The 25,182-nt window shown below is 44.0% G+C and carries 29 protein-coding genes; 13 read left to right on the top strand and 16 right to left on the bottom strand.

Annotated features, from left to right (window positions below):
- The first annotated feature begins 8 nt into the window (after positions 1-8).
- The gene (locus tag Q3W13_RS03145; protein ID WP_302861255.1) at positions 9-992 is read left to right on the top strand and encodes a hypothetical protein; all 984 of its coding nucleotides are present in this window, start codon (positions 9-11) and stop codon (positions 990-992) included.
- Between the two features lie 242 nt (positions 993-1,234).
- Here Q3W13_RS03145 and Q3W13_RS03140 read toward each other — a convergent pair whose 3' ends face one another.
- Positions 1,235-1,519, bottom strand: a complete 285-nt coding sequence (locus Q3W13_RS03140; protein WP_302861649.1) for a hypothetical protein — start codon at positions 1,517-1,519, stop codon at positions 1,235-1,237.
- A 92-nt stretch (positions 1,520-1,611) separates the two neighbouring features.
- Between Q3W13_RS03140 and Q3W13_RS03135 the strand changes: the two genes are divergently transcribed.
- Positions 1,612-2,760 (top strand): tetratricopeptide repeat protein, encoded by a 1,149-nt coding sequence (locus Q3W13_RS03135; RefSeq protein ID WP_302861253.1) that lies wholly within the window; start codon positions 1,612-1,614, stop codon positions 2,758-2,760.
- On the opposite strand, the gene Q3W13_RS03130 is transcribed toward Q3W13_RS03135, so the two are convergent.
- Both Q3W13_RS03130 and Q3W13_RS03125 read right to left on the bottom strand, forming a co-directional pair.
- Positions 2,757-3,341, bottom strand: coding sequence for a riboflavin synthase (locus Q3W13_RS03130; RefSeq protein ID WP_302861251.1), 585 nt, complete (start codon positions 3,339-3,341; stop codon positions 2,757-2,759). The genes Q3W13_RS03135 and Q3W13_RS03130 overlap by 4 nt on opposite strands.
- A gap of 123 nt (positions 3,342-3,464) precedes the next feature.
- A complete protein-coding gene (locus Q3W13_RS03125; RefSeq protein ID WP_302861248.1) occupies positions 3,465-3,962 on the bottom strand; it encodes an SRPBCC domain-containing protein in 498 nt (165 codons plus the stop codon).
- Between the two features lie 76 nt (positions 3,963-4,038).
- On the opposite strand from Q3W13_RS03125, the gene Q3W13_RS03120 reads away from it, so the two are divergent.
- The gene (locus tag Q3W13_RS03120) at positions 4,039-4,494 is read left to right on the top strand and encodes an NUDIX domain-containing protein (protein ID WP_302861246.1); all 456 of its coding nucleotides are present in this window, start codon (positions 4,039-4,041) and stop codon (positions 4,492-4,494) included.
- Positions 4,495-4,522: 28 nt separating this feature from the next.
- Here Q3W13_RS03120 and Q3W13_RS03115 read toward each other — a convergent pair whose 3' ends face one another.
- From Q3W13_RS03115 to Q3W13_RS03095, 5 genes are all read right to left on the bottom strand, one after another.
- Positions 4,523-5,428, bottom strand: a complete 906-nt coding sequence (locus tag Q3W13_RS03115) for an alpha/beta hydrolase (protein ID WP_302861245.1) — start codon at positions 5,426-5,428, stop codon at positions 4,523-4,525.
- An 83-nt stretch (positions 5,429-5,511) separates the two neighbouring features.
- Positions 5,512-5,904: an RDD family protein gene (locus Q3W13_RS03110; RefSeq protein ID WP_302861244.1), complete on the bottom strand. Its 393-nt coding sequence runs from the start codon at positions 5,902-5,904 to the stop codon at positions 5,512-5,514.
- A gap of 71 nt (positions 5,905-5,975) precedes the next feature.
- The gene (locus Q3W13_RS03105; RefSeq protein WP_302861243.1) at positions 5,976-6,482 is read right to left on the bottom strand and encodes an AAA family ATPase; all 507 of its coding nucleotides are present in this window, start codon (positions 6,480-6,482) and stop codon (positions 5,976-5,978) included.
- A 98-nt stretch (positions 6,483-6,580) separates the two neighbouring features.
- A complete protein-coding gene (locus tag Q3W13_RS03100; protein WP_302861242.1) occupies positions 6,581-7,063 on the bottom strand; it encodes an NADH-quinone oxidoreductase subunit B in 483 nt (160 codons plus the stop codon).
- Complete coding sequence (locus tag Q3W13_RS03095; RefSeq protein WP_302861241.1) at positions 7,053-7,664, bottom strand: NADH-quinone oxidoreductase subunit A; 612 nt, start codon at positions 7,662-7,664, stop codon at positions 7,053-7,055. Before Q3W13_RS03095 ends, Q3W13_RS03100 begins: the two co-directional genes overlap by 11 nt.
- On the opposite strand from Q3W13_RS03095, the gene Q3W13_RS03090 reads away from it, so the two are divergent.
- The gene (locus Q3W13_RS03090) at positions 7,663-8,877 is read left to right on the top strand and encodes an NAD(P)/FAD-dependent oxidoreductase (protein ID WP_302861240.1); all 1,215 of its coding nucleotides are present in this window, start codon (positions 7,663-7,665) and stop codon (positions 8,875-8,877) included. The genes Q3W13_RS03095 and Q3W13_RS03090 overlap by 2 nt on opposite strands.
- Before the next feature lie 137 nt (positions 8,878-9,014).
- On the top strand, positions 9,015-9,458 hold the full coding sequence (locus Q3W13_RS03085; protein ID WP_302861238.1) for a hypothetical protein: 444 nt from the start codon (positions 9,015-9,017) through the stop codon (positions 9,456-9,458).
- Between the two features lie 147 nt (positions 9,459-9,605).
- On the opposite strand, the gene Q3W13_RS03080 is transcribed toward Q3W13_RS03085, so the two are convergent.
- Positions 9,606-10,295: a hypothetical protein gene (locus Q3W13_RS03080; protein WP_302861236.1), complete on the bottom strand. Its 690-nt coding sequence runs from the start codon at positions 10,293-10,295 to the stop codon at positions 9,606-9,608.
- Between the two features lie 69 nt (positions 10,296-10,364).
- Here Q3W13_RS03080 and Q3W13_RS03075 point away from each other — a divergent pair, with 69 nt between their 5' ends.
- A complete protein-coding gene (locus tag Q3W13_RS03075; RefSeq protein ID WP_317567067.1) occupies positions 10,365-11,381 on the top strand; it encodes a GntG family PLP-dependent aldolase in 1,017 nt (338 codons plus the stop codon).
- Positions 11,382-11,453: 72 nt separating this feature from the next.
- Here Q3W13_RS03075 and Q3W13_RS03070 read toward each other — a convergent pair whose 3' ends face one another.
- Positions 11,454-12,479, bottom strand: a complete 1,026-nt coding sequence (locus Q3W13_RS03070) for an aldo/keto reductase (RefSeq protein ID WP_302861234.1) — start codon at positions 12,477-12,479, stop codon at positions 11,454-11,456.
- 155 nt (positions 12,480-12,634) lie between these two features.
- Between Q3W13_RS03070 and Q3W13_RS03065 the strand changes: the two genes are divergently transcribed.
- Complete coding sequence (locus Q3W13_RS03065; protein ID WP_302861233.1) at positions 12,635-13,720, top strand: DNA topoisomerase IB; 1,086 nt, start codon at positions 12,635-12,637, stop codon at positions 13,718-13,720.
- A gap of 303 nt (positions 13,721-14,023) precedes the next feature.
- Here Q3W13_RS03065 and Q3W13_RS03060 read toward each other — a convergent pair whose 3' ends face one another.
- Both Q3W13_RS03060 and Q3W13_RS03055 read right to left on the bottom strand, forming a co-directional pair.
- On the bottom strand, positions 14,024-15,928 hold the full coding sequence (locus Q3W13_RS03060; RefSeq protein WP_302861231.1) for a M56 family metallopeptidase: 1,905 nt from the start codon (positions 15,926-15,928) through the stop codon (positions 14,024-14,026).
- A gap of 2 nt (positions 15,929-15,930) precedes the next feature.
- A complete protein-coding gene (locus Q3W13_RS03055) occupies positions 15,931-16,296 on the bottom strand; it encodes a BlaI/MecI/CopY family transcriptional regulator (protein ID WP_302861230.1) in 366 nt (121 codons plus the stop codon).
- A gap of 317 nt (positions 16,297-16,613) precedes the next feature.
- On the opposite strand from Q3W13_RS03055, the gene Q3W13_RS03050 reads away from it, so the two are divergent.
- Positions 16,614-17,090 carry a c-type cytochrome gene (locus Q3W13_RS03050; RefSeq protein ID WP_302861229.1) on the top strand — a complete coding sequence of 159 codons (477 nt, stop codon included), beginning with the start codon at positions 16,614-16,616 and terminating at the stop codon, positions 17,088-17,090.
- A 136-nt stretch (positions 17,091-17,226) separates the two neighbouring features.
- Here the strand turns inward: Q3W13_RS03050 and Q3W13_RS03045 are convergent, their stop codons facing one another.
- Positions 17,227-17,460 (bottom strand): hypothetical protein, encoded by a 234-nt coding sequence (locus Q3W13_RS03045; RefSeq protein ID WP_302861228.1) that lies wholly within the window; start codon positions 17,458-17,460, stop codon positions 17,227-17,229.
- A 183-nt stretch (positions 17,461-17,643) separates the two neighbouring features.
- Here Q3W13_RS03045 and accC point away from each other — a divergent pair, with 183 nt between their 5' ends.
- Positions 17,644-19,125: an acetyl-CoA carboxylase biotin carboxylase subunit gene (gene accC / locus Q3W13_RS03040; protein ID WP_302861226.1), complete on the top strand. Its 1,482-nt coding sequence runs from the start codon at positions 17,644-17,646 to the stop codon at positions 19,123-19,125.
- 137 nt (positions 19,126-19,262) lie between these two features.
- Here the strand turns inward: accC and Q3W13_RS03035 are convergent, their stop codons facing one another.
- Positions 19,263-19,874, bottom strand: coding sequence for a fasciclin domain-containing protein (locus Q3W13_RS03035; protein ID WP_302861225.1), 612 nt, complete (start codon positions 19,872-19,874; stop codon positions 19,263-19,265).
- Between the two features lie 276 nt (positions 19,875-20,150).
- On the opposite strand from Q3W13_RS03035, the gene Q3W13_RS03030 reads away from it, so the two are divergent.
- On the top strand, positions 20,151-20,624 hold the full coding sequence (locus tag Q3W13_RS03030) for a hypothetical protein (protein WP_302861224.1): 474 nt from the start codon (positions 20,151-20,153) through the stop codon (positions 20,622-20,624).
- Position 20,625: 1 nt separating this feature from the next.
- Here Q3W13_RS03030 and Q3W13_RS03025 read toward each other — a convergent pair whose 3' ends face one another.
- Together Q3W13_RS03025 and Q3W13_RS03020 are read right to left on the bottom strand one after the other, a co-directional pair.
- Positions 20,626-21,234: a hypothetical protein gene (locus Q3W13_RS03025; RefSeq protein ID WP_302861222.1), complete on the bottom strand. Its 609-nt coding sequence runs from the start codon at positions 21,232-21,234 to the stop codon at positions 20,626-20,628.
- A 97-nt stretch (positions 21,235-21,331) separates the two neighbouring features.
- Positions 21,332-22,789 (bottom strand): NADP-dependent isocitrate dehydrogenase, encoded by a 1,458-nt coding sequence (locus Q3W13_RS03020; RefSeq protein WP_302861221.1) that lies wholly within the window; start codon positions 22,787-22,789, stop codon positions 21,332-21,334.
- 180 nt (positions 22,790-22,969) lie between these two features.
- Between Q3W13_RS03020 and Q3W13_RS03015 the strand changes: the two genes are divergently transcribed.
- The 3 genes from Q3W13_RS03015 (at position 22,970) to purE (ending at position 25,139) form a co-directional block, all read left to right on the top strand.
- Complete coding sequence (locus tag Q3W13_RS03015; protein WP_302861220.1) at positions 22,970-23,368, top strand: hypothetical protein; 399 nt, start codon at positions 22,970-22,972, stop codon at positions 23,366-23,368.
- Between the two features lie 41 nt (positions 23,369-23,409).
- Complete coding sequence (locus tag Q3W13_RS03010) at positions 23,410-24,549, top strand: 5-(carboxyamino)imidazole ribonucleotide synthase (protein WP_302861218.1); 1,140 nt, start codon at positions 23,410-23,412, stop codon at positions 24,547-24,549.
- A gap of 98 nt (positions 24,550-24,647) precedes the next feature.
- The gene (purE, locus tag Q3W13_RS03005; RefSeq protein ID WP_302861217.1) at positions 24,648-25,139 is read left to right on the top strand and encodes a 5-(carboxyamino)imidazole ribonucleotide mutase; all 492 of its coding nucleotides are present in this window, start codon (positions 24,648-24,650) and stop codon (positions 25,137-25,139) included.
- Positions 25,140-25,182 lie beyond the last annotated feature (43 nt).

Below are 25,182 nucleotides of genomic sequence, written 5' to 3'. Positions count from 1 at the left end.
TATCTGCTTTGAAAAACAACAAATTCCTTTGCCTGCTGATGGCCGCGGCGTTATTGCTATGCTTCAGCAAAGTATCTGCCACAAAAATTAACTTTCGCGACACAACGCTTAAGCCTATCGATACGGCTTTGTACGATTCGCTGATGCTTAAAATTGCTAACGGGAATAAAAAATGGCCTGTAAAAACAAAAGACTATCCCCTGCCGGGCGCTATTTTGCCTTTCCACCGTATAGTGGCCTTTTACGGTAACATGTACTCAAAAAACATGGGGGTTTTAGGTGAGTATCCGCCAAAAGTGATGCTGAAAAAACTGCAGGAAGAAGTTAAAAACTGGCAAAAAGCGGATACCGGTATACAGGTAATTCCCGCATTGCATTACATCTGCGTTACTGCACAAGGTTATCCGGGCAATAATAAATTTTACAGCCTGCGCATGCCTTTTAAGCAGATTGACAGCGTGTTGCACATGGCGGCATCTATCAACGCCCTGGTATTTCTGGATATGCAAATAGGCCATAGCAGCCTTGAGCGCGAAATCCCCTTACTGGAGAAATATCTGAAAATGCCGAATGTCCACCTTGGCATCGACCCTGAGTTTGCGATGAAGGATGGCAGCGTACCCGGCAAGCGCATCGGCACGTTTGATGCAGAAGATGTTAACTATGCCACCAAATACCTCGCAGGCCTGGTGAAAAAATATAACCTGCCGCCCAAAATTTTTATCCTGCACCGCTTTACCCGCCACATGGTGACTAACTATAAAAATATTAAATTGCATCCTGAGGTTCAGTTTGTAATGGATATGGACGGCTGGGGCGGCCCGCAGCTTAAAAAAGACAGCTATAAATACTTTATTGCCGATGAGCCGGTACAGTTTACCGGTTTTAAGCTTTTTTATAAAAATGATATCAAAAATCCGCCACACCACATGCTAACCCCTAAAGAAGTATTACAGTTAAAGCCGGCGCCCGTTTATATACAATATCAATAACGGGGAGAGGTGAAAGGCGAAAGGTTAAAGCTGAAAGGTTTTACTGTTAGAGATAATTGCAGGATATGTATTTCCCCCGGTCGTTACACCTGACTGCAATCGATAATTATCATTGTCTAAAAGCTAATGCTATACTTCTTTAGTACCGGCGGCGCCTGCAGGTTCGTAGTATTCTGGCAGCACAAAAACAAAAAGGCGAAAGATCAATCAACCTTTCGCCTTCATCCTTTTTAAGCCTTCGCCTATTTTAGTGCTTCCTGTTCGCGCAGGGCGGCTATGTTGTTCTGACTGTTAAATTGATCTGTTTGATTTGCGAAATCTTCCAGTATTGCAGCTATGGTATCCAGGTTTTCTGATACGCGCTGGTGCATGTCAGGCAGGTCTTTTTCAAGACGCTTATCGCCAAGCTCAATATTGTCAACCTCAATTTTCGTCAGTTTTTGTATGATAGCCTGCTGGCTGTTCTTCAAATCTTCAAGCTCATGGACGATCTTCTCCATCAGCCCAAACTTCTTTAACTTATCCATAGTGATGTGTTTTTGTTTCATTAATACAACTCCGATTACATGTTATTTGTTTGAAATTTGGATTTAATATAAATAACTAATAAATTAGTTTCATGAAAAGCATTTGCGTATCCCTTCTTTTCTTATTTACAGCATTTACTGCTATTGGCCAGCAATCAGGTAAAATTGACGACGCTCAATTAATGGATTATTTTCAAAGCCAGCGTTATACCGATGCATTGGAATACCTGCGTAAAACCTTCCCTGAGCCGGTACAGGATATTAAAATATTATCGAGGTTGGGTTATGTGGCGCAGCTGGCTAATAAACTGCCTGATGCTGAGGGATATTATCAACGGGCTTTTCAGCTTGATACCACCAATCAAACGGTACTATATAATATGGCTGGCATCAATATTAGGCGCGGCAATGCATCAAAAGCAGAAATGTATTATACGATGTATCTTGCGCGCGATACCACCAATATTTCGGTATACAGCCACCTTGGCAACATTGCAGCAAGCCGGCACGATACCATAAACGCCGTTAAGTTTTTTGCAAAGGCCAACAGCTTAAATCCTTTAGATGCTGATGTAGCCAGCGAATTGGGCGATTACTATACTTCGTTAAAACGGTTTGATGAGGCTTTAAAAGTGCTGAACACAGCCACTGCAAACGACCCGGAAAATGTTGTACTACTGCTGAGCCTGATGAAATTGAATTATGCACAAAAGAAATGGACTGAAACCGTTGAGGACTGCAATAAATTAATGGCCCTGGGTATAGTTAACGGCGAAATACTAAACAAGCTTGGCATTTCATATTATAACCTGAAAAACTACTCTTGCGGCGCGGAATCGTTTGCCCTGATAGATGGCAGCAATCAAAATGAATATACCTATTATTATGCAGCACTTTGTTATAAAGGATTAAACGACCAGCGGTTATGTATCGAAATGCTCGATAAATCGATATCTGAGGGTATTTCACCAAATATTGCTACCTATTATGGCGAAATTGCAGACAGTCATGAAAAATTGCTGCAGCACAAAAAGGCTGCATTGGCCTATCAAAAGGCGCTGCAATTCAGCGAATCGCCAACGCTCTACTATCTGTTAGCCAGCCTTTATGATTCTAAATTAAAAGATAAGAAAAAGGCGCTTGCCTACTACAGGAAATACCTGGCATCCAGACCGTCTGCCAAACAACAGGCTTATATTACCTACACAAAAAGCCGAATCGAGCAACTTAGCAATAATTAACGCTGCATTAACCGGGCAACGTATTTGCCGATAATATCAAACTCGAGGTTTACAACGGATCCAACATTTACATGCTGTAAATTGGTATGCTCGAAAGTATAAGGTATGATAGCTACCGAAAAACTGTTATTGTGAGAATTAACTACCGTAAGACTAATGCCGTTTACACAGATCGAACCCTTTTCAACTGTTACATTACCTGGTTCAGCGTCATATTCAAAAGTGTATTCCCAACTGCCGTCCAACTCCTTAAAAGCAATGCATGTAGCGGTTTGGTCAACATGGCCCTGAACAATATGGCCATCCAGCCGGGCGTTCATTTGCATGCAGCGCTCCAGGTTTACCAGATCTCCAACAGACAGTTTACCGAGATTGGTTTTATTCAATGTTTCCTCAATAGCAGTAACGGTGTGATGTCCGTCGGCCAAAGCAATAACCGTTAAGCATACCCCATTATGGGCCACAGACTGATCTATCTTCAATTCAGCAGCTATTGACGACTCAACAGTAATATGCAGATTGCCCTGCTCGCGTTGCAGATTGGTAACTGTTCCTAAAGTTTCTATTATTCCTGTAAACATAACCCCCAGCCCCCTAAAGGAGGAGCGTGGTTAGCGCAAATGTAGATATTACTTCCCTTTTTAGTGTCAGCAGATTGTTTATTCGCAGCATTGTTTTTTCCTTTCAGGATGAGGCCTGGTCTCCTATTTAAAAATGCTTGGTAAGTCCACCCGCTTGTTGCGTAAATCCAGGCCGCCTTCAATAACCGATTTAAGGTTGGCCAAATAAAAAGTCCATCCTAACTGACACTGAACGTATAAATTTTTTGAAAGATCGGGCTCTTCCGGGATGTTTTCCTGGGTAAGGTCCACAACAGAAATTCCATTGCGGCTGTGAATGTAAACGGTAACGACACTGCCGCCGCTAAAAGTAAATTTGATAGTGTCGGTACCATTAGCTTCCAGTATCTGGCCTTTCTCCATCGCATCGTCACCCCAACCGTGCCAATACCATTCATACGTATCCTCAGTGAGGATAAATTCCTCTGGCTCCCTTATTCGCCCTGCTACTGTATAAAAATTGGCTTTGCGCAAAAACCATCTTTCTACTCCTTCGGTGGTTGCCCAGGCTTCGTAAAGGCTCCTGATATCTGTATCAAAGTCTCCGGCTATTTTAAAGCTGGACCATTTATTGTCTGCCATGTTGGTGATGCTACTTTATTATCAAATTTAATCATTAAAGTTATCAGGTTTGTTAACTTGCCAATAAATCTTACAAATGTCAAATCAAAGCGCTGGCATATTATTGTACCGAAAAACGCATGGAGAATTACAGGTCTTTCTCGTGCATCCCGGCGGGCCATTTTATAAGAATAAAGATGCAGGGGCCTGGTCGATCCCCAAGGGAGTTTTCACGAATGATGAAGAGCCCCTGGCCGCAGCCAAACGCGAATTTGAGGAAGAGACTGGCCAGGCCGTTGAAGGTGATTTTATTAAGTTAAAGCCGGTAAAGCTAAAAAGCGGTAAATATGTCCATGCGTGGGCAGTTGAAGGCGACATCGATCATGAAACCATAATCAGCAATTTGTTTGAAATAGAATGGCCGCCAAAATCCGGCCGGATGCAATCCTTCCCTGAGATTGACAGGGCGGCATGGTTTAATCCTGATGATGCTAAAATAAAATTGAACCCGGCGCAGGCGGCGCTAATTGATGAGTTGCTGAACTTAGTCTGATTAGAAAATGGCAGCTACCTGTAGTATTTTATTTCAAATACCGATCCAGGTAAGTAAATATCCTCTTCCTGATATTTTCTGCATCAAACATTACCCCGTAATGCGGGGCTCCGGGAACGATTATCAATTCATTTTTCACACCCGCCTTTGTTAATTTTTCACTTAAGGATTTAGACTGTTCCGGATTCACGGATTCGTCCTTTTCGCCTTGAACAATCAGAAATGGCGGGTCGTTTTTATCAATGTAAGTAGCCGGACTCGCTGTTTTGGCCAGGTCAGGCCTCGCGGTGACTGCAGCGCCCAGTAAAAGGCTTACAGGTGACTTAGGATCAACGGCTTCATCACCGGTCAGCATATTAAAATCCGAAGGGCCATAAAAGTCGAGACATAATCTTATTTTAAACCGCGTCTTTTTACCGTCAATATAAAATGATTTGATACCGTTGTTATTTGATAATGACAGTAACGAAGCCAAATGCCCTCCGGCTGAAAAACCGATCAGCGCAATCCTGCCCCTGTCAAGGTTATATTTCGCGGCATTATCAAATAAAAATTGAACAGCCTGGTTACAGTCCTGTACCTGTGCCGGGAAGGCCACGGTGGTGCTCCAGCGATAGTCTATCGAGGCGACGGCATAACCGCTGTCTGCAAAGGCTTTTAAAGTTTGCGTCATATAGCCCATGTCGGCATATTTATCATTCAGCATCCAGGCCCCGCCATGTACCCATACGATAAGCGGATATTTTGACTTTTTTAGCGGCGGCAGGTAAATATCTAACAAATGTTTCTTTAGGGTATCATTGGCATAAGGGATGTTTCCGTAAAGGATGGTACCGGCCGGGAAGATGGAAAGTTTAGCGTTGGTGGGTTGAGCTATTGCTACGCGAAAGCCTATAACAGCAAGTATAAATACCAAAACGATTTTACTTTTCATTTGCATTTCTTTTGTCGTCCTGATTTCCGTTATAAAAATTCCTGTTTTAATATCGAAAATCGTGCTCGAAACTTCTATTCAATCTATTTATAATAAACCATCACACTTCCTGAAGCCATGTCATGAATAGCTCTTCGTTCAGGATTTGAATGAATGGTAAGAAACGAAATCCAACCGAGACTAAGTTTTACGACATATCGTATAAAAGCCTGTAAAATATTAATCCTGCTACCAGTGTCGGTAAACTTTTTAACCCGTATCCCTTTAATGTAGTTACCTACCGTACAGCCGAAAGCTAAACAAGCCGGCTCATAAATAGCGAAAATTGCAATAAAAGCTACAGCTCGTATCCAGCCCGGCGCGCTTGGGAAATGATCTAATAAAGATGAAATGGCAATCATGAATGCAATCAAAAAAATCATGTCGATAAAAATTGATTGCAGCCGGGTGCTCAGTGACGGGTATTCGGTCTCCATTGTTATAGTCAGGTTATCGCAAGGGAATTTACGACAATAAATTTAACTTACAACCGGACAATAACAGGTATTCAGATATAATCGATAACATGCTGGATATTGCCATCCAGCGGTAACGCAGAATCTACCAGTAATTCTGAGGAATGAGGCTCGACATGCATACTGCCATAGCGCCTTTTTAATTCGTCGAAATCATAGATCATCTGATTGGGTAAAGGGTGCTGTGACCGTAATATTAATCGCTCGCGCCACAAACTTTCATTCGTGCAGGTTACTAATACCGACTTTAAAGTCGCCTGGTGGTGTGCGCACCACGACTCGATTACCGAAAAATCGGCCGCATTTTGAAAAGGAAAGTCAAGAATGATAGTACTATCAGCGTGGGCATTACTTTCCAGCATGGCATACAAAATATCATGCGCTGCTTTATTACGGGCTGCATGGTCTGCTATGAATGGAACAAGGCTATCATAAATATCGTCCTTATGAATAACGGGAAGACCCAGCTGTAAGCTCAATGCTTTTGAGATGGTTGTTTTGCCAGATGCAGGGCGCCCCCTGAAAAGGATGATTTTCATGATATGATCGATGTGGTTAGTTGACCGTGTTTACTTAAAACTAACTGTTCAGACTTAAATGTTTTTTGTCATGACAAAAGAAAAAGCCATTTGGCCTTCTACACGCCAACCAACGTCTCTCCTTCAATCTTCTTCTGCAATTCCAGTATCGCACCGATCAGCGCTTCCGGCCTTGGGGGACAGCCCTGTACATAAACATCAACCGGAATCACCCTGTCAACACCTTTTACCACGTGGTAGCCATGCTGCCAGTAGGGACCACCGCAATTAGAGCATGAACCCATAGAGATTACATATTTAGGTTCGGGCATTTGCTCATACAAGCGTTTAATGCGCTCTGCCATTTTGAAGGTAACGGTACCCGCTATAATGATAACGTCGGCCTGACGCGCCGACGGACGCGGAAAAACGCCGTACCGGTCGAGGTCGTAGGTTGATGCAAAAGCGCCCATGAACTCTATCGCGCAGCAGGCAATTCCAAAGCTTAAGGGCCATAAGGACGATAAGCGTGCCCAATTGAGCAGGTCGTTCATTTTGGTGACAATTACACCTCCGTCTTCATTTGTTGAATTACTGCTCATTGTCCGGTCTTTTAAACGTTGGTTTAAACATAGGTTTTTTTGCCACGGCTGGGGGTGTATTACCTGTAGCTGTTGAAGGCGCCGGTGTAGCTTCAGGTTCTGCGTTAAAGGTTTTTACTTTGTAGCTATTCTGTTCTTCGTTAAGTTTATCGTACAGCGATTTTGGTACCGAAGTATTGGTTACCGGCATTACCGGCTTTGGTTTTATCCAATTCAGATCGCCTTTTATCCAAACATAAGCCAACCCAAGCACCAGTATCCCCAAAAATACAAACATCTCTATCAGTGTGAGCACTCCCCAGCGAGGTTCAAAATTGCCTATTTCGTGACTGCCGAAAACGATGGCCCAGGGGAATATAAATACCATCTCCACATCAAACAGCAGAAAGATGATCGCAATCACATAAAACCGCGAATTGAAAGGCAGCCAGGCGTTACCGGTAACCTCCTCTCCGCACTCATACGATGTAAGCTTTTCGGGATTGGGCTTATGCGGCGCAAGCGTGCGGTTGATAAAAAAAGCAAAGCATACCATTATTATTCCTGTGATCAGAAAGATAAGTATCTTGCCAAATTCTGATATTTGCGACACTTCGCCCATGACAGCAAATTTAACAAAACAAACAGATTTTGACGCTATAATTATTGGCGGAGGCGCCTGCGGACTAATGTGCGCTGTGCAAGCCGGCTTTTTAGGCAAGCGTACACTTATCCTGGAAAAGAATGATAAAGTTGGCGCAAAAATTTTAATAAGCGGCGGCGGACGCTGTAATTACACCAATCTCTACGCCTCTGCACAGCAGTTTATTTCGGGTAACGAGCATTTCTGTAAATCTACCTTATCTCAATGGACAGTAGAGGATACCATCGGCTTTTTTGAAACATATGGTATAACCGGTAAAGAGAAAACCCTTGGTCAGCTTTTTCCGGTGACTGATAATGCCAGGGATATTGTAAAGGTGTTTACGTCTTTGTGTAACGACCTGGGGCAGGAGATATGGTGCAACGCCCCGGTAGAAAATATCGAAAGATCCGATGATAAGTTTGCTGTTACAATCGAGAACAACGGCAGACGGGAAACACTGCTTTCCGGTAAAGTGGTGATAGCCTCCGGCGGTTTGCCTATACCGAAAATGGGGGCCAGCGATTTTGGATTGAGAACCGCCCGCAAATTCGGCCTTAAAATAACGGAGACAGCACCTGCGCTGGTTCCTTTGACCATTACCGGGAAAGACCAGCCCTGGTATGAGCTGCTATCCGGAAACAGCATTTTTTGCCGCGTTTGGAACGACCGGATAAGCTTTGAAGAAAATATACTCTTCACCCATTGGGGATTGAGCGGGCCGGCTATTTTACAGATTTCCACCTATTGGCGGCCGGGAGAATTTATCAATATCGACCTGTTGCCTAATCAGAACATAGCGGATCTGATAGCAAACGAGCGAGAAGCTAATGGCAAAAAAATGCTGCTGGCCTACCTCGCCGGGTTATTTACCCGCAAATTTGCCGAAGCCTTGGGCGATCGCCTGCCCGCAGATAAAAACCTCGCATCGCTTAGCAAAGCTGATATAGAGAACCTCTCACAGCTTATCCACCATTTTAAAGTCAAACCCGCAGGAGACAAGGGATATGACAAAGCCGAGGTAATGCGCGGCGGTGTATCTACAGACGAACTCTCGTCAAAAACGCTTGAAGTAAAAAAGGTTCCCGGCCTGTATTTTGGCGGCGAATGTGTTGATGTTACCGGCTGGCTGGGCGGATACAACTTTCAATGGGCATGGGCCAGCGGCTTTGTAATAGCGCAAAGCATTTAATGAAAAAGGATTAACGAGCGATCCTATTGCTTTTGTTTAAACATTATTTATTATTTGATATTCCCGATATTTTTATAATATTTAACTCAACTAATTGAAGTATAGTTAGTTATTAATCACCCCTAAAAATAACCATTATGAAAAAACTCCTGATGAGTGCCATTGTACTGATTGTATTCTCCTTTGCAATCATATTATTTCAGATAAGCTGTAAGAAAGGCGCGCTGGCCGATACCAAAACATTGCCAACCATTAAAGGCCTGTGGGTAGGGTCATATACTGTTGACGATCAACCCGGCTGGGGCGAACAGTATTTCAGCCTCATCATAAAACCCGACGGCACCATGGTAACTGACTCGAAAGGCGCCGGACAACAGCACCTTGCACCCGGCACGTGGACGTTAAATAACGATACCCTGAAATGTGATTTTACCTGTGTGTATGGTATAACATCAAATATTGGCATAAGGGAAACGACTATTGCCGTGGTAGATAAAAACACCGGCGAATTGCGCGGCAAATGGAAAAATGCTGCGGCACCTGTTGATTCAGGGAAATTTATTCTGACAAAAGTGAATTAGCAGACACAGTTCTGTGCCTGCATCGATGGATGTAACCGCTTCAGGAAAAAAAATCTCAAACTAAAAGTCTGAAATGGGCGTCAATCCGTCATGGCATTGCCCGTTATGAAGCTGCCGTCGGCGGCATGTTCCGAAAGGAACGCACTATTACTTTTCTGGTTTTGGCTTTTTACCGGCTTTAACCTGGTTAAAGTAAGAAATAAGCCTGTCGATATTGGCGAGCATGTACACTTTTGCATGGATCTTATCAACCACCTCGGGCTCATCGCCCATAATATCGCTCATTACATCTTCAAAGTTTTCGTTGGTAAGCCGCTTCATATCGGCAGTATTACTGCCGTAATAATAAGCTACTTTTTGATCGGCTTCGCTGCCGCCTCCGCCGCCTCCGAAAATAGGAATAGTCCCCCCGACACCCACGCCAACGCCACTGCCGTAACCGCCTGTACCAATACCCAAACCGGGTGAAATTCCAAAACCGGGACCGCCCCGTTTGCCGCCGCCTTTGCCAACACCTGCCATATAAACTTTAACATATTCGTCGACTGCGACCTTTACAAAATCGAACTCATTTTTTGCCCATTGCTCGTTAAATGGCGGGTGGGCAACCACAAAGCTGTCCCGGCCGATTACAAACGACCGTATCTCGCTTGCACTAAGTTTAAAAGAGTTTGATTTATTGTTTTCTTTGAATTCGATAAACCCTTCATCCTTAACAGGGCCTTTTGCGGAAGGATTTACGCGTAGCATACCTGATTCGGTATTACCCTTAACATCTGTAAAATGGCCCGGGTACCATTTGCCCGATTGCGATTTTGCTGATACAAACGTCAGCATAAAAAATAAAATGATTAAAATTGAGCGCATAACTTGATATACAAATAACGCAATTTTACTCTATTTAATATGATGATTGTTGACCTGAGAAGCGATACCGTTACTAAACCTACAGCAGGCATGCTGGAAGCCATGTTTAACGCTAAAATTGGCGATGACGTTTTCGGAGAGGATGAATCAGTAAACGAGCTGGAACAAAAAGCGGCAGCGATGTTCGGCATGGAAGCCGGTATTTTCTGTCCGTCGGGTACGATGACGAACCAGATAGCTATTAAATGTTTTACCCAGCCGCTTGACGAATTGATTGCCGACCAAACCGCTCATATTTACCGTTACGAAGGCGGGGGAATTGCCTTTAACTCAGCGGTTTCAACGCGCCTACTGAACGGCTACCGGGGAATCATCACCCCGGAAATGATCGAGCCTGAGATTAATGCAGAAAATGTGCATTACCCGCGTACCAGCCTGGTAGTTTTAGAAAATACGGTAAACAAAGGCGGCGGAAGCTGTTATTCGCTCGAACAGATAAAGCCTGTTGCTGCGTTATGCCGGCGTAAAGGCCTAAAGCTTCATCTGGACGGCGCCCGTATATTTAACGCCCTTATCCATACCGGCGATAAGGCAATAGACTACGGCAAGTATTTCGACGGTATTTCTGTTTGCCTGTCCAAAGGACTGGGCGCGCCGGTCGGCTCTGTATTTCTTTCCGATCATGACACTATCAAATATGCCCGCCGTGTTCGCAAGGTGCTTGGCGGAGGGATGCGGCAGGCAGGTTTCCTGGCCGCGGCAGGCAGCTATGCGCTTGACCACCATGTGGAACGACTGAAAATTGACCATGCACATGCGCAGATATTAGCAGGTGAACTTTCGAAATGCCGTCAAGTGTCTTCGGTGCTTACGCCTGAAACCAACTTAATTTTATTTGACACGGTGGAACCTGCAAACGCATTTCTGCAAAAACTGGCTGAAAAAGGTATAAAGGCTAATGCGACGGATACACACCGGATCCGCTTTGTGCTGCATTTAGATGTTCATCCGGAGCAGGTGGAGTATGTTTCCGGGGTTCTTAAAAGCTTTTCTTAAAGCCCTGAGTCTATAGTCGTAAGTCAAAAGATTTTATCTCCCGACTTACGACTATAGACTTAAGACTCCCAACTATTTTAACGCTCTGTCTGCAGATTGTCTTTCAACCATCCATCCCGGGTATTCTTTTGGCAGGGCGCTTACCTTGTCAATTTTTTCCAGATCTTCAGCGGTTAATTGCAGGTCGACTGACTTCACATTCGCATTCAGTTGGTCAACATTTTTGGCGCCGATAATGGTGCTGGTTATCCCTTTTTGCTGGCGCACCCAGGCCAATGCTACCTCGGCCACCGACACCTTATGCTGCTTGCCTACTTCGGCAATCACATCAATAATATCGTAAGTTCTTTCCTTGTTTACCGGAGGGAAGTCGAACGCACTGCGGCGGCTGCCTTCGGCTTTTTCAGAATCGCGGTTATACTTTCCGCCTAAAAACCCTCCTGCCAGCGGGCTCCACGGCATAACAGCCAGGTTCTGATCAGCTGCCAGCGGTAAAATTTCACGCTCGATATCGCGGCCAGCCAGCGAAAAATAATATTGCAGACCAACAAACTTATTCCAGCCATGCTTTTCGGCAATTCCAAGGGCTTTCATTACCAGCCACGCAGGCCAATTACACACTGCTATGTAACGCACCTTTCCGGTCAGGACGATGTCGTTCAACGAACGCATTATTTCTTCGACAGGTGTGTGCGGGTCTACGCCGTGAACATATAAAACATCGATATGATCCATCTGCAGGCGCTTCAGGCTTTCGTCTACCGAATGAAAAATATGGTAACGCGACAAACCAACGTTATTAATGCCTTCGCTCATTCTACCGCGCACCTTGGTAGCAATTACCAGGTCGTTACGATTTAAGCCCAGGTCGATTATTGATTGTCCGAGGAGCTTTTCTGATTCCCCGTAGGAGTAAACGTTCGCTGTATCGATGAAGTTAATTCCTGAATCAACCACAACCTTCATCAGGGCATTTACTTCGTCCTGCTGTTGTGTACCGATTGCTCCCCAGAATCCGCCTTTCCCTGAAAAAGTCATGGTACCGAAGCATAATTCAGATACCACCAGGCCGGTGTTCCCTAAAAAATTGTATTTCATAAGTTTTGATGTTTGTGAAAAGTAAAGTTGGGGGATTAATCATGAAGAATGGTCAATGCACAGTAAAAAATAAATCGCAGATATAATCGCCTATCTTCCAGTTGATGAAATCGTCAAACAAAAAACTTAAATGCACAGGGCTTGTTATTCAGACAATGAACCGATTGCTCACCAAACTTGAAAAAATAGGCCGTGACCCAAAAATTACGGCAAAAGCAGTAGGCCTCCGTTATGCCGCTGATTCGACACCGGGATATACCCGGAAAAAATCGGGCAAGGGCTGGAGCTATTATGATAAAGATGGAGCCTTAGTGAAAGATAAAGATTTAATCAGCCGTTTTAACAGGCTGGTTATTCCTCCGGCTTATACCAACGTTTGGATTTCGCCCTATGAGAACGGGCACCTGCAGTTTACGGGTACCGATGCCGCCGGGCGTAAACAATACCGCTATCATCCCGAATGGAATAAAATCCGGAACCAGTCGAAGTATCATCGAATGCAAATGTTTGCCGCTCACTTGCCCGCGATCAGGCGGCAGGTGGATAAGGACTTAGCCCGCCACAACTTCGATCATGATAAAATTGTGGCGTTAGTGGTTCGCCTGATGGAATTAACCAGCATCAGGGTTGGCAACGAATCGTATAAAAAACTTTACGGCTCGTTTGGCCTGACCACACTGATGAACCGCCATGTTAAAATCGAAGGCTCGACCATCAATTTTGAGTTCAAGGGTAAAAAAGGCGTTTATCATAAAGTGGCCTTGCAGAGCCGGAAACTGGCGAGACTGGTAAAGCAGTGCCGTGAGATACCGGGCAAAGAACTGTTTCAATATTATAATGCTGATGGGAGCCGGTGTACTGTAGGATCCGGAGATGTTAACACTTACCTGAAAGAGATAACGGGGGAAGACTTTACGGCGAAGGATTTCCGCACCTGGGCCGGCAGCGTGAGCGCTCTGTATGCATTTAAACAGGCCGGCGAGTTTGAGACTGTTACCGAGTGCCGCAGAAAAATAGTAAGCGTTTTAGACGAGGTGGCCTTGAACCTGGGCAATACCCGTACCGTTTGCAAAAAATATTACGTCCATCCTACCGTGATAAAAAGTTACGAGGAAGGCGCCATCTTCAAATACATTAAAGATATCGACCAGGAAAAGGATGTTAACGCAGCAGAACTAAACGTCGCCGAAAAAGCATTGCTCAATATCCTTGAAAACGAAAAACTGGCCGAAGCCAGTTAAGGGTTGATTATGTTGATTGCGTTAAAAATATAGAATAACGTGAGTTTGATATAAGGGCAGAAATCTTTAAGCTTTGTATTAGCCTCACCTAAATCCTCTCCAAAGGAGAGGACTTGAACTGCATAAATGTTTATGAATTGAACCGCAGTTATATGCTTATTTTACTTATATCGAACCCACGTTAAATGATTATTACTGACCCTATGATTGGTTGATCAAGTTGAATGGCGGTAAATATTCCAATTACAGCATTTCTGCTTTCTAACCTTGCAACCTTCAACAAAATGCATTCAGCCTAATCAACTATTTCTTCTTTTTGGTAACTATAAAAACAACGCCTTTCTTTGCCTTATCGCCATAAAGCTCTTTGGTTTCTTCATCGGTTTTAACTACAACTTTGTCAATATCGAAAGCGGAAACTTTTTTCAAGTCTTTTTCTGAGGCGATATTACCGTTAATAATGATCAGTTTGTCGGAAATATGGTCAAGGCTAAACCGGTCATTTTGGGTTGAGTACCACGAGTTTGTATTAAACCTTAAATCGGGTTTTACAGTATAAGCCATTACGGTGCCATTTAGCTTATGAAGAACTGTGGTATCACTGAATAACGTAATAGTCTGTCCTTTATGTGAGGTATCGTTCCTGGACCTTACATAAATTTGTGAGCCATTTAACTGTAATGTTTTAGCCGGCTTGCCCTGCACTACTATCGCTTGTGAACCGCCTGAAGCTGACAAGTTATATGTTTGAACTTTTGCAGGTTTTGACTGGGTTCCAAGCACTATTACGCCGTCGCTGTTCATACCTGTAGTTGTTCCGGCGGCCGCTGCTACTTTCACTCCGTTTAGGGTAACCTGATTGCTATCGCCGTCCGTGCTGCGGGTTGTTCCTGAAACCGTGTATTGATTACCCAATAATTTATCAGCTTTCTCTTTAAATCTTTTGCCTGATTCCGAATCCCTGGTATATATAAATATGGCGCCCTGGCCCTTGTTAAGGTTGTCAATCACCCTTGATGCCTGGTCGCCCGTCATTACATGTACGCTTTCAATATTTTTGGCATCAAGCTTCATCAAATCTGCTTTCGTAGATTTTACACCATTAATCACATAATTTAATGAGTCTGACTTACCGGACGTGCTTAAAAAGAAGCCGCCCTTTCTGATGGTATCTTTAGCAGCCGTGTTAATTTTTGAGGGAACAAACGTGGCCTTAAGTATTTCTATTACAGGCGCGCTCGTTTTGTTTACCGTCGCTGTTACCGATACCATACCCTTCTCTGCTGCTTTGCTGCCGGCAGTTGAGAAAGTTTTGACAGCGGGAACTGTTTTCTTAACTAAAGCTGCTTTTGATATACTGAAAACCAGCAGCAGGGCAACCACGGCCGGCACCAGAAATGCGTACCGGGTGAGGTTGTATTTTGAAGATCGTTTTGCATTCATCATGATAATTCTTTTTTTAATGGTTGATATATTAAAATGATTTACTATCCCCTGGGGAGCGGCAGCGAAGCTCACGTTTACCAAACTGTACTGGTACTGCTTGCTATCGGTACCGTTTTTCAAGATTTTTCGGTCGGTTATAAATTCAATGTTTTCGCGCACGGCTTTTTTCATCAGCCACACCCCCGGGTTAAACCAGTAGAAAACTGTGCTCAGTTCTGCCAGTAACACATCAAGCGTATGCAGCTCGCTGACGTGTATCTGCTCATGCTGCAGGATAGCGGGCAAATCAGATGCATCGTGGTTTGCCGGGTTGATGAAAATGCTTTTCCAAAAGGAAAACGGTCCTGCGTTACCATCAATAATCCTTACATCATGGTTATGTATTTTGCCTGCTGTTGATCTGCGGTATAGTTTAAACAAGGAATAAAACTGTATTAAAAGCCTGATGCCAAGCAATGCCGCACCCGTCCACAGCACTATCCCTGCCCAAAACCAATAGTCGTGTTTGGTTTCGGCAAGTGCATTTGCAGGCGCTTGCCAGTTAAATGCTATTACCTGTACCGGTTTTGCTATCTGGTCGTGATGCTGCAAAAATTCTGACAGGTTGATTTTGGGATATACTGTCGCAAATAATATCGCAGCTACCAGGTAAATACGGTTTAAGGTATAAAATGTAAGGTGTCGCAGCACCAGGTAATACCCCGCGCAAAACAGCAGAAGGGCTACATTTACTTTCAGCAGGAAAACAAATAAGGCGGGCATGATTATTTTGATTTAGGGTTCTCAATAAGGTTAAGAATCTCTTTCAGCTCCTTGGCACTGATCTTATTTTCATTAGCGAAAAACGTAACCAGGTTTTTGTAGGAATTTTGAAAATAATCGCTTACAAACCCGCTCATAAATTTTTTCTTATACTCTTCTTCCTGTATTGACGGTGCATAACGGAAGGAATTACCCATTTTCTCGCTTTTAATAAAACCCTTGCGCTCCAGGTTTTTAATGGTAGAAGCCAGCGTAGTATAAGGCGGTTTGGGCTCCGCCAGCAGCTCTAAAAAGTCTTTAATGAAGCCCGGGCCGAATTGCCATACCGCAAGCATTGCCTCTTCCTCTTGTTTCGATAATTTCTCCATAACATTACGATTATTTCGTAAATCTACGATTACATCGTAAACTTCCAAATTTATTTAACAAAAATTAACATTAAGTCAGGTTCCTTAGCCGGGCACACGCTGCCGGCCTTATTCTGCATGCAATACTTGGTTTAAATGCCGTTGTTTTTATTCTGATTTGTTTTTAATTAAAATACGATCATTTCTGCCCGTAGCTGAACAACCTGACTTAATTCAGGAATATCCGTTGCCAGGTGGTAATTTTTAAACTAATGCGTTTATTTGTTTGAACATTCAAATTAATGATTTAACTTAGATGACTTAATCATGACAAAACAATGATCAATAAAAAAATCCTGGTAACACTTGGGTTATCATCTGTGGTAACCATTGTTGCGCTTACATCTATGAAAGCCGATGAACCCGGCTTTAAAAACCTCAAGGTTCTGCCTAAAAAAATCACACACGAGCAGTTGGACAAAGTGATGCATGGTTGGTCGGCGTCGTTAGGTGTACGTTGTGATTTTTGCCACGTGCGCAATGAGGCTGAAAAGAAAATGGATTTTCCGAGCGATGCCAAGCCCGAGAAAAAGATGGCCCGCGAAATGTTCAAGATGATGAACAAAATAAATCAGAAATATTTCGACGCTAAAAAAGATTCGACCGGCTTCGTAATGACCAGCGGTGTAAACTGTTACACATGCCACAGGGGAGATTCGCATCCGGAAGTTAAAATGCCGGAGAGGAAAGGTCCGGGTGGTCAGAGGCAGCAAAACCCGCCGCCAGGAAATCCACCGGCAGGCGATCATAAATAAACAGCGAAAACGCCCTTGACAAATTGCCAGGGGCGTTTTTGTTTATATGAAAATGTGTTGAATATTTAAACCTCCGTCAATCTGGCCGATTTGAGGAGGTTTTATTATATGAATAATTAGGGCGATATAGTTAAGCTTACTTAGTCTCGGCCTTCGCTTTCGGGCGTTCTTCAGTAAACTTTTTAATGTTCTTCCTGATGAATTTATTGTACAGGTATTCGGCGTAGCCCACGCTGATGTAATCAGGGAATTTCCAGTTAGGATAACGGGTCTTCTTCAGGTATTTCAGATAGCTAAAAAACAACACTCCAACGAACAAAGTTGCGCCGAGTATCATAAGCATTGTTACGAAGATTAATAATATATTCATATTAAAGGGAATTTCCTGTTGTTTGACGCTTTTACGGCAACAGCATCCGCAAGGTTACGTTAATCTTATTTTTTTTGACAGACTGCCTGGCCCGGCGACGTTTCTGAAAAATCGTTCCTGTAATATCTTTGCCTGCCGGTTGCGCACTGCTTCTATTTTAAACAAAATGCTACATTTGGAAATATGAATAAAATTCTTGTTGCTAACCGGGGCGAAATTGCATTAAGGGTAATGCGCTCCGCGCGCGAAATGGGTATTAAAACCGTTGCTGTCTATTCCGATGCCGATCGCAATGCCCTGCATGTACGTTATGCTGATGAAGCTGTGCATATAGGCGGAGCCCCATCCAGCCAATCATACCTGGTGAGCGAAAAAATTATTGACGCCTGCCGCAAAACCGGAGCAGAGGGCATACATCCCGGTTACGGTTTCCTGAGCGAGAATGCGTCCTTCGCACGACAGGTAAGGGACGCGGGCCTGGTATTAATAGGCCCGTCGCCGGAAGCCATGGAAATTATGGGCAATAAACTTTCGGCAAAAGCGGCAGCCTTAAAATACGATATACCGATGGTACCCGGCACCGAGGAGGCCATAACTGATGTTAACGAAGCAAAGCAACGTGCGGTAGAAGTCGGTTTTCCCATCCTGATAAAGGCAGCTGCGGGCGGCGGCGGCAAGGGCATGCGTATAGTTGAAAGCGCAGCTGATTTTGAAGAACAAATGCAACTGGCTGTTTCAGAAGCGCTCTCCGCCTTTGGTGATGGCTCTGTATTTATAGAGCGTTATGTTTCATCTCCGCGGCATATCGAGATTCAGGTTTTAGGCGATACACATGGCAACATCGTTCATTTGTTTGAGCGGGATTGCTCGGTACAGCGCCGCCATCAGAAAGTAATAGAAGAAGCGCCATCGTCGGTACTGACGCCTGAAATACGCGAAAAGATGGGTAAATGCGCCGTAGATGTAGCGCGTTCTGTAAACTATACCGGCGCAGGAACTGTGGAGTTCATCATGGATGAAAAACTAAACTTTTACTTCCTGGAAATGAACACCCGCCTGCAGGTAGAACACCCGGTTACGGAATTGATCAGCGGCGTCGACCTGGTAAAGGAGCAAATAAAGATCGCCCGGGGCGAGGCTATAAGTTTTAAACAGGAAGATCTTAAAATCAGCGGCCATGCCATTGAACTCCGCGTTTATGCAGAAGACCCGGACAACAACTTTTTGCCTGACATCGGTACACTGCAAACCTACATTACCCCAAAAGGCCCCGGGGTACGAGTAGATGACGGCTTTGAGCAGGGCATGGAAATTCCTATCTATTACGATCCGATGATAGCCAAGCTGGTAACCTATGGCAAGGACAGAACGGAGGCTATTGAACGAATGATACGCGCGATAGATGAATATCGTATCACAGGCATAACCACCACATTAGGGTTTGGAAAATTTGTAATGCAGCATGAGGCTTTCACGTCGGGCAATTTTGATACCCATTTTGTAAAGAAGTATTTTTCGCCCGGCTCCCTGGCGAATCAAACCAATAATGAGGCGCTGGTTGCTGCCATCGTAATGGAGAAGCTTTTGGGAGGAGAAAGGGTAAATGTGACTGAAACTATTAATAAAGAACAATCCGCCTGGGTTAGGAACAGGCGCGCATGTTAAGTAACCCGGCCAAAAAAATTGTGACGCCCCGGTATTATAACAAAATACAGCTCCGCGGCCGTCAATATCGTTATTAATCAACAAAGCCCGGCTTGTTTCCAGACCGGGCTTTATTTTTAAAAGATTTATTTATAAGCTTACTTATACATCAGAACGCCGTTGATGCCATGGATCACGCCATTGGTGGCGGGTGTATCAAACGAAGTTACCTGAGCAGTATTGCCGTCAGCATCTTTTAACTGCAATTTTTTATCAACCACAGATATGGTTATCGTTTGTCCGTCTACGGTTTTCAAAACAGCAGTTCTCTGTGCATTAGTTAAGGCCTTAATAATTCCGGCTTTGTCGTATTTACCTGCAATTACGTGGGCATTTACCAGTTTAGCAAGCTTAACGGGGTCTTTCATCAGGCTGTCCAGTTTTTCTTTGGGGATGGCGCTAAATGCAGCGTTGTCAGGAGCAAATACAGTGAAAGGACCAGGGCCCATTAAAGCTGAATCAACTTTAGCGGCCTTTATAGCTCCAACCAGGCTGGTTAAATCGGCCACGTTAGCTAAGGTAGCCTCAACGTTTTTAACCGAATCAGCAGCTGCCGGCGCAGTTGTGGCAGCAGGCTGTTGTGCCGGAGTGGTTGTTGGTTGCGCGGGAGGTGTTGCCGGCTTAGGGGTGGCCGGCGTGGTTTGGGCAAATACATTGGTTGACATTAATCCTATTACTACAGCGGCAACAAATACAATTGATTTTTTCATGTTTTAATATATGTTTAATTAGAAATAGTTTCCTTCTTTGTAATGGCGCTTCACATCCAAAAAAATGGAACCGTGCCGTTAACAAGAGACTAAATAACCATTAATTACACTTTATAGTTTTAAAGAAATTAAAAAAACTATTTTGATAATATAATGAATATAGCCTTAAACAACGTGTTTATTTTTCTTTTAATATGGAAAAACAAGCCGTAAATAAATAATTCAACATGTTTTTAGCAAATAAAATTGCCTTAGATTAACGCCAGTTTTGTAACAATGTCGATAGCTACTACTCCTCGCCGCAAACCTGTTTTTCTGAAAATATTTTTAACCGGCCTGGTTGCCGGCACGCTTGATGCCATTGCCGCCATCATCTGGTCGCATAAAGTGCCACCGGCGGTAATTTTTCAATATATTGCCAGCGGCGTATTCGGCAAAGCTGCATTTCAGTCGGGTTCTGATATGGTTTTATGGGGATTGACATTCCACTACCTCATAGCGACAGGATTTACTACGGTGTTTTATTTCGCTTATCCGTTGTTTTACAGGATATTTCGCAATAAATACATTATAGCCTGCGCCTATGGCATAGTAACATGGTTTTTTATGAACCTGGTGGTTGTTCCGCTGAGTAAGATCGGGCCCGCGCCATTTAAACATTTAGCGCCAATACTCATCGGAATGGGAATCCTGATCATATGTATTGGATTGCCCGTCGCATTGGTGGCTGACAGAAACCGAACGAAATAATTTATTCAGCATCTTTTATCAAAGTTATTATTTGCATTAGCAGTTCCTGCAATAGTAAAGCATTCCAATCACTCGCAAAGCTAAAGCTTTTATATTGTTTCGGGTTTTCGTGATGATGAATTGTAAAATACGTTCTGTACCGGCTTAGAGCAAGTTCGTGCCACAACAGCTTATTCTTTTTGTCCCATCTGACGCCGTCGTATAAAAATTCGATACCGGCAAAATCAAATACCTGTAATTTTTTATAGAGCTGGAATTGCCCGCTGCATATCCCCCTAAAATAATAATTCCATAACTGCGTAATGATCTCAGACCATACCTTGGTATATACATCACGCCTGATACCGTAATAGCTTGTGAACTGGATTTTATAAACGTTACCGTCCAAGTCTTTGAGTTCGATGAAATGTCTGCGGCCAATAATAAATGCATAGCCGCGCATTGCCGAAACACCGAATCTGAAAGCAGCTATCTTTTCGGCAGCAATAAAGACTTCCGGGTCAAAGCTATTAAGTTTTTCGATTTTCAGGCCTTTATTAGTGAACGTTAGCCTTTTTGCTGCTTTACCTTGAATAAAAGAGGGTATCTCAACAATTATCTGGTCATCCATGCTTTAAAATTAGCAATCCGCAGCTATAAAAAGAGAGAGATTTTAACAGTTGTTAAAATCTCTCTCTGCCGCTTTAGACTACAGACTCCGGCCTCCCCTACTGTCCCTGTGCCAGCGTGTAGCCTATCTTATCACCGAACTTCATCAAAAATTCAACGGAGCATACCTTGGCATCTTCCGAAAAATCAGCAGCAATATGCAGCAGTTCTTTTTGGGTAACGGTCGTACCCGGTTTCTTTTCAAAACGCACGCGGTACTCGTTAACTAATTCTGTATAGATTGAGCCTGTGGGCCAAACCTGGGTGCCCCGGTTAGATATCATTACCAGGTTAAAGTTTTCGGTCAGCCGCTTTTTGGCAAGTTCGGCCAGTTCAGCGGGCTGCAAATCACCAGTTTCAACAAAAACGTCTACCCCTACCATTTCTTCTTTGACACCTGTGGTAGCGGTAAGCTTATTTTTCTCGAGATGATTATGAGTGGCGCTGACTTCGATATCCGGTTGCCCTTCAACCTGCCCGTTAGCGGGCTTTTTTCCCAGGTTGCCAATTACAGCATCGGCAAAACCACTAGTATTTACTGATGCTGTGGCTTTATCACCAAAGTCGCCGGTATGTACCCCCTGTTCCAATGTGTAAAGCAATGCATTTTCAATTTTGGCAGCGCTGGCAGTTAAACCCATATATCGCAGCATCAGTATACCTGATAGCAGCAGAGCGGTTGGGTTAGCAATTCCTTTACCCATAATATCAGGCGCGGTACCGTGCACAGCTTCGAAAATAGATATATTATCACCAATATTGGCCGACGGCGCAAAACCAAGCCCGCCAACCAGTCCGGCGCATAAATCAGAAACGATATCGCCCTGCAGGTTAGTGAGCACAATAGCCTGGAAGTTTTGCGGCTGGGTTACCAGCTTCATACAAAGGTCATCCACGATGATATCTGACGATTGAATGTCCGGGTATTCTTTTGCAATTTCCTGGAAGGTCTCCAAAAACATACCATCGGTCAGTTTCATGATATTGGCCTTATGCGCACAGGCCAGTTTTGTATAGCCCTTGCGGCGTGCCATTTCGAAGGCATAGCGGATTACCTGGGCCGAACCCGGCCGGGTTATGATCCTGCGGCCTACGGCAACATCATACGTTAACAGGTGTTCGATGCCACCATACGTATCTTCTATATTTTCGCGGATGATGGTGAGGTTAATCGGTATCCCCGCTTTTGAGAAAACGGTTTGCACGCCATTAAGTGTGCGGAAATCGCGCTGATTTGCGTACGTATTCCAAACCTTGCGGGCGGTTACGTTAATACTCTTAACGCCTTTGCCTTTTGGGGTTTCCATAGGCCCTTTAAACAGGATACCCAAATTTTCGATCGTTTCTTTTGCTGCCGGCGTCATTCCGGTTGAATGGCCCGCGTCAAAAAATGACTTGCCCATTTCGACAAACTCATATTCCAGGGGAACATCAGCAGCTTCAAAAATTTTAAGAACGGCCTGCATTATCTCCGGCCCTATGCCATCGCCGTTGGCTACGGCTATTTTAGTTTTCATTATAAAGAACCTTAAGGTAAAACTGGCGCAAATATAGCTTTTTACGCATTATTAGCAGACCTGGACGCGATCTATGGGTTCAGATTCGTTATAACTGCCTGCAATCAAACAGCAATATTTTAACTCCGGGCCTTAATAGCTGAACAAAAATCATGAAATTTGTTTTTATTTTGTTCAATCATGGGTAAAGCAATACTGATCAATCTTTTTAAAACCTATCTTTTTTCTGTACTGGTATCTATCGCCGGTCTTAGTATCATGCACGCTATTAACCAAACCGGAAACTTCAGCGAAGCGCTCCCCAAAATTTGTATTGCGGCTCTTTTTTTAAACGGAATACTGGTGATGATGGCATCACCTTCGATGATCCTGTCATATCCCTCGATGTGGGAAAAAGCTCCGGTACGCCTGTTCCTGTATTTTGCCGGACCATTAGCGTTTGTGCTAACTGCCCTGACCATGCCGCTTAGCCATAAAGACATTGTTGCTTACTTAATGATAGGCGGGATATTTTTTGTAGTTCACGCTGTGTTTTACAGCAAATTATCAAAATGGCGAAAAAGTAACCCTAACCTTTAATGCCTTTTTAAAAGATTTAGGCTAAACTTGCACCACCAACAATGAAAGCATTTTACGGAGACCTTAAACTCGGAATTTTAGGCGGCGGACAGTTAGGCCGCATGCTGATTCAACAGGCCATAAATTATAACGTTACCATTAAGGTGCTCGACCCCGACCGGGAAGCCCCATGCCGCAAACTATGCGATGAATTCATTGTGGGATCACTCGGTGATTATGAAACCGTTTATAATTTCGGTAAAAAGGTGGACATGCTCACCATCGAAATTGAGAAAGTGAACGTGGACGCTTTGGAACAGCTTGAACGCGAAGGCGTGCTGGTTTATCCGCAGCCCCGTATTATCAGGCTGATACAGGACAAAGGCACGCAAAAGCAATTCTTTAAAGAGAATAATATTCCCACTGCAGACTTCCAGGTTATATCATCGGCTCAGCAGTTGAAGGAAAGCCACATCCCATTCCCGTATATTCAAAAATTAAGAAAAGACGGCTACGATGGCAAAGGCGTATATAAAGTAATTGATGAAAGTTATCTCGACGGCGCATTCAGGGAGCCAAGTTTAATTGAGCGCTGGATTGATTTTGAAAAAGAAATAGCTGTTATTGTAGCCCGCAACGAGAGCGGCGAAATAAAAACCTTTCCCCTGGTTGAAATGGAATTTAACCCCCAGGCCAACCTGGTGGAGTTTTTGATATCGCCATCAACATTGCCTTTTGAAATACAGCAGGACGCGGCACAGATAGCCACTAAAATTGCACAGGATTTAAAGATTGTTGGTTTGCTGGCGGTTGAGATGTTTTTGGACAAGAATGGCAAAATATTGGTGAACGAGCTTGCGCCCCGACCGCATAACAGCGGTCATCAAAGTATTGAGGGCAACGTGGTCTCGCAATTTGAACAGCATTTAAGGGCGATATTCAACCAGCCATTGGGCGATACCGCCTGCCTGAACAATGCCATTATGGTGAATGTGCTTGGCGAAGCCGGGTACGAGGGCCCTGCCGTTTACGAGGGCATTGAAAAAGTACTGAAATGCCACGGTGTGTATATACATTTATACGGCAAGGCGCTTACCAAGCCTTTCCGAAAGATGGGGCATGTAACTATTGTTGATGCAGACAGGGAAAAGGCGATTGAAAAGGCCAGGTTTGTGCAGCAAACGTTGAAGGTAATTAGTTAAATAAATATAAATCTTGTCATGGATAGCGATAGCGAAGCAATTTCGTCGTCTTACACCACCGATAAGTATTGCGGCGAGGTTGACAAAAAGATATAAAGATGAGTAATCCAAAAGTTGGCATAATAATGGGCAGCAAGTCAGACCTGAATGTAATGCAGGATGCTGCCGATGTTTTAAAAGAATTAGGTGTTGCATACGAAATAACGGTGGTATCAGCCCATCGCACGCCCGACCGTATGTTTACCTACGCCCGTGAGGCGGCCGGCCGTGGCTTAAAGGTTATCATCGCAGGAGCCGGCGGTGCTGCGCATTTGCCAGGCATGGTAGCATCTTTAACGCATTTGCCGGTAATTGGCGTTCCTGTAAAATCAAGTAATTCCATCGATGGGTGGGATTCTATCTTATCTATCCTCCAAATGCCGAACGGTATTCCCGTTGCAACTGTAGCGCTTAACGCCGCAAAAAACGCAGGTATTTTGGCTGCGCAGATAATTTCTACCGCCGACGAGCAAATTGTAAATAACCTTATAGCTTTTAAGGAAGATTTAAAGAAAAAGGTTGAAGAGTCTGCAAAGGAAATGGAGAAATAGAGACAGTTAATCAGAGACCAGCGATCAGTTGGTTCACTTGAGC

The sequence above is a fragment of the Mucilaginibacter sp. L3T2-6 genome (assembly GCF_030519355.1).
GTDB lineage: Bacteria > Bacteroidota > Bacteroidia > Sphingobacteriales > Sphingobacteriaceae > Mucilaginibacter.
This window is presented reverse-complemented; position numbering and strand designations above follow the sequence as displayed.

Coding starts and splice junctions, on each gene's coding strand:
- Q3W13_RS03095 (WP_302861241.1), bottom strand. CDS start 7,664: ATGGGCGAAGTGTCGCAAATATCAGAATTTGGCAAGATACTTATCTTT.
- Q3W13_RS03030 (WP_302861224.1), top strand. CDS start 20,151: ATGTCGATAGCTACTACTCCTCGCCGCAAACCTGTTTTTCTGAAAATA.
- Q3W13_RS03085 (WP_302861238.1), top strand. CDS start 9,015: ATGAAAAAACTCCTGATGAGTGCCATTGTACTGATTGTATTCTCCTTT.
- Q3W13_RS03130 (WP_302861251.1), bottom strand. CDS start 3,341: ATGTTTACAGGAATAATAGAAACTTTAGGAACAGTTACCAATCTGCAA.
- Q3W13_RS03055 (WP_302861230.1), bottom strand. CDS start 16,296: ATGGAGAAATTATCGAAACAAGAGGAAGAGGCAATGCTTGCGGTATGG.
- Q3W13_RS03115 (WP_302861245.1), bottom strand. CDS start 5,428: ATGAAAAGTAAAATCGTTTTGGTATTTATACTTGCTGTTATAGGCTTT.
- Q3W13_RS03020 (WP_302861221.1), bottom strand. CDS start 22,789: ATGAAAACTAAAATAGCCGTAGCCAACGGCGATGGCATAGGGCCGGAG.
- purE (WP_302861217.1), top strand. CDS start 24,648: ATGAGTAATCCAAAAGTTGGCATAATAATGGGCAGCAAGTCAGACCTG.
- Q3W13_RS03140 (WP_302861649.1), bottom strand. CDS start 1,519: ATGGATAAGTTAAAGAAGTTTGGGCTGATGGAGAAGATCGTCCATGAG.
- Q3W13_RS03135 (WP_302861253.1), top strand. CDS start 1,612: ATGAAAAGCATTTGCGTATCCCTTCTTTTCTTATTTACAGCATTTACT.
- Q3W13_RS03070 (WP_302861234.1), bottom strand. CDS start 12,479: ATGAAATACAATTTTTTAGGGAACACCGGCCTGGTGGTATCTGAATTA.
- Q3W13_RS03025 (WP_302861222.1), bottom strand. CDS start 21,234: ATGGATGACCAGATAATTGTTGAGATACCCTCTTTTATTCAAGGTAAA.
- Q3W13_RS03120 (WP_302861246.1), top strand. CDS start 4,039: ATGTCAAATCAAAGCGCTGGCATATTATTGTACCGAAAAACGCATGGA.
- Q3W13_RS03010 (WP_302861218.1), top strand. CDS start 23,410: ATGAAAGCATTTTACGGAGACCTTAAACTCGGAATTTTAGGCGGCGGA.
- Q3W13_RS03065 (WP_302861233.1), top strand. CDS start 12,635: ATGAACCGATTGCTCACCAAACTTGAAAAAATAGGCCGTGACCCAAAA.
- accC (WP_302861226.1), top strand. CDS start 17,644: ATGAATAAAATTCTTGTTGCTAACCGGGGCGAAATTGCATTAAGGGTA.
- Q3W13_RS03125 (WP_302861248.1), bottom strand. CDS start 3,962: ATGGCAGACAATAAATGGTCCAGCTTTAAAATAGCCGGAGACTTTGAT.
- Q3W13_RS03035 (WP_302861225.1), bottom strand. CDS start 19,874: ATGAAAAAATCAATTGTATTTGTTGCCGCTGTAGTAATAGGATTAATG.
- Q3W13_RS03105 (WP_302861243.1), bottom strand. CDS start 6,482: ATGAAAATCATCCTTTTCAGGGGGCGCCCTGCATCTGGCAAAACAACC.
- Q3W13_RS03045 (WP_302861228.1), bottom strand. CDS start 17,460: ATGAATATATTATTAATCTTCGTAACAATGCTTATGATACTCGGCGCA.
- Q3W13_RS03050 (WP_302861229.1), top strand. CDS start 16,614: ATGATCAATAAAAAAATCCTGGTAACACTTGGGTTATCATCTGTGGTA.
- Q3W13_RS03110 (WP_302861244.1), bottom strand. CDS start 5,904: ATGGAGACCGAATACCCGTCACTGAGCACCCGGCTGCAATCAATTTTT.
- Q3W13_RS03060 (WP_302861231.1), bottom strand. CDS start 15,928: ATGCCCGCCTTATTTGTTTTCCTGCTGAAAGTAAATGTAGCCCTTCTG.
- Q3W13_RS03015 (WP_302861220.1), top strand. CDS start 22,970: ATGGGTAAAGCAATACTGATCAATCTTTTTAAAACCTATCTTTTTTCT.
- Q3W13_RS03090 (WP_302861240.1), top strand. CDS start 7,663: ATGACAGCAAATTTAACAAAACAAACAGATTTTGACGCTATAATTATT.
- Q3W13_RS03100 (WP_302861242.1), bottom strand. CDS start 7,063: ATGAGCAGTAATTCAACAAATGAAGACGGAGGTGTAATTGTCACCAAA.
- Q3W13_RS03075 (WP_317567067.1), top strand. CDS start 10,365: ATGATGATTGTTGACCTGAGAAGCGATACCGTTACTAAACCTACAGCA.
- Q3W13_RS03080 (WP_302861236.1), bottom strand. CDS start 10,295: ATGCTGACGTTTGTATCAGCAAAATCGCAATCGGGCAAATGGTACCCG.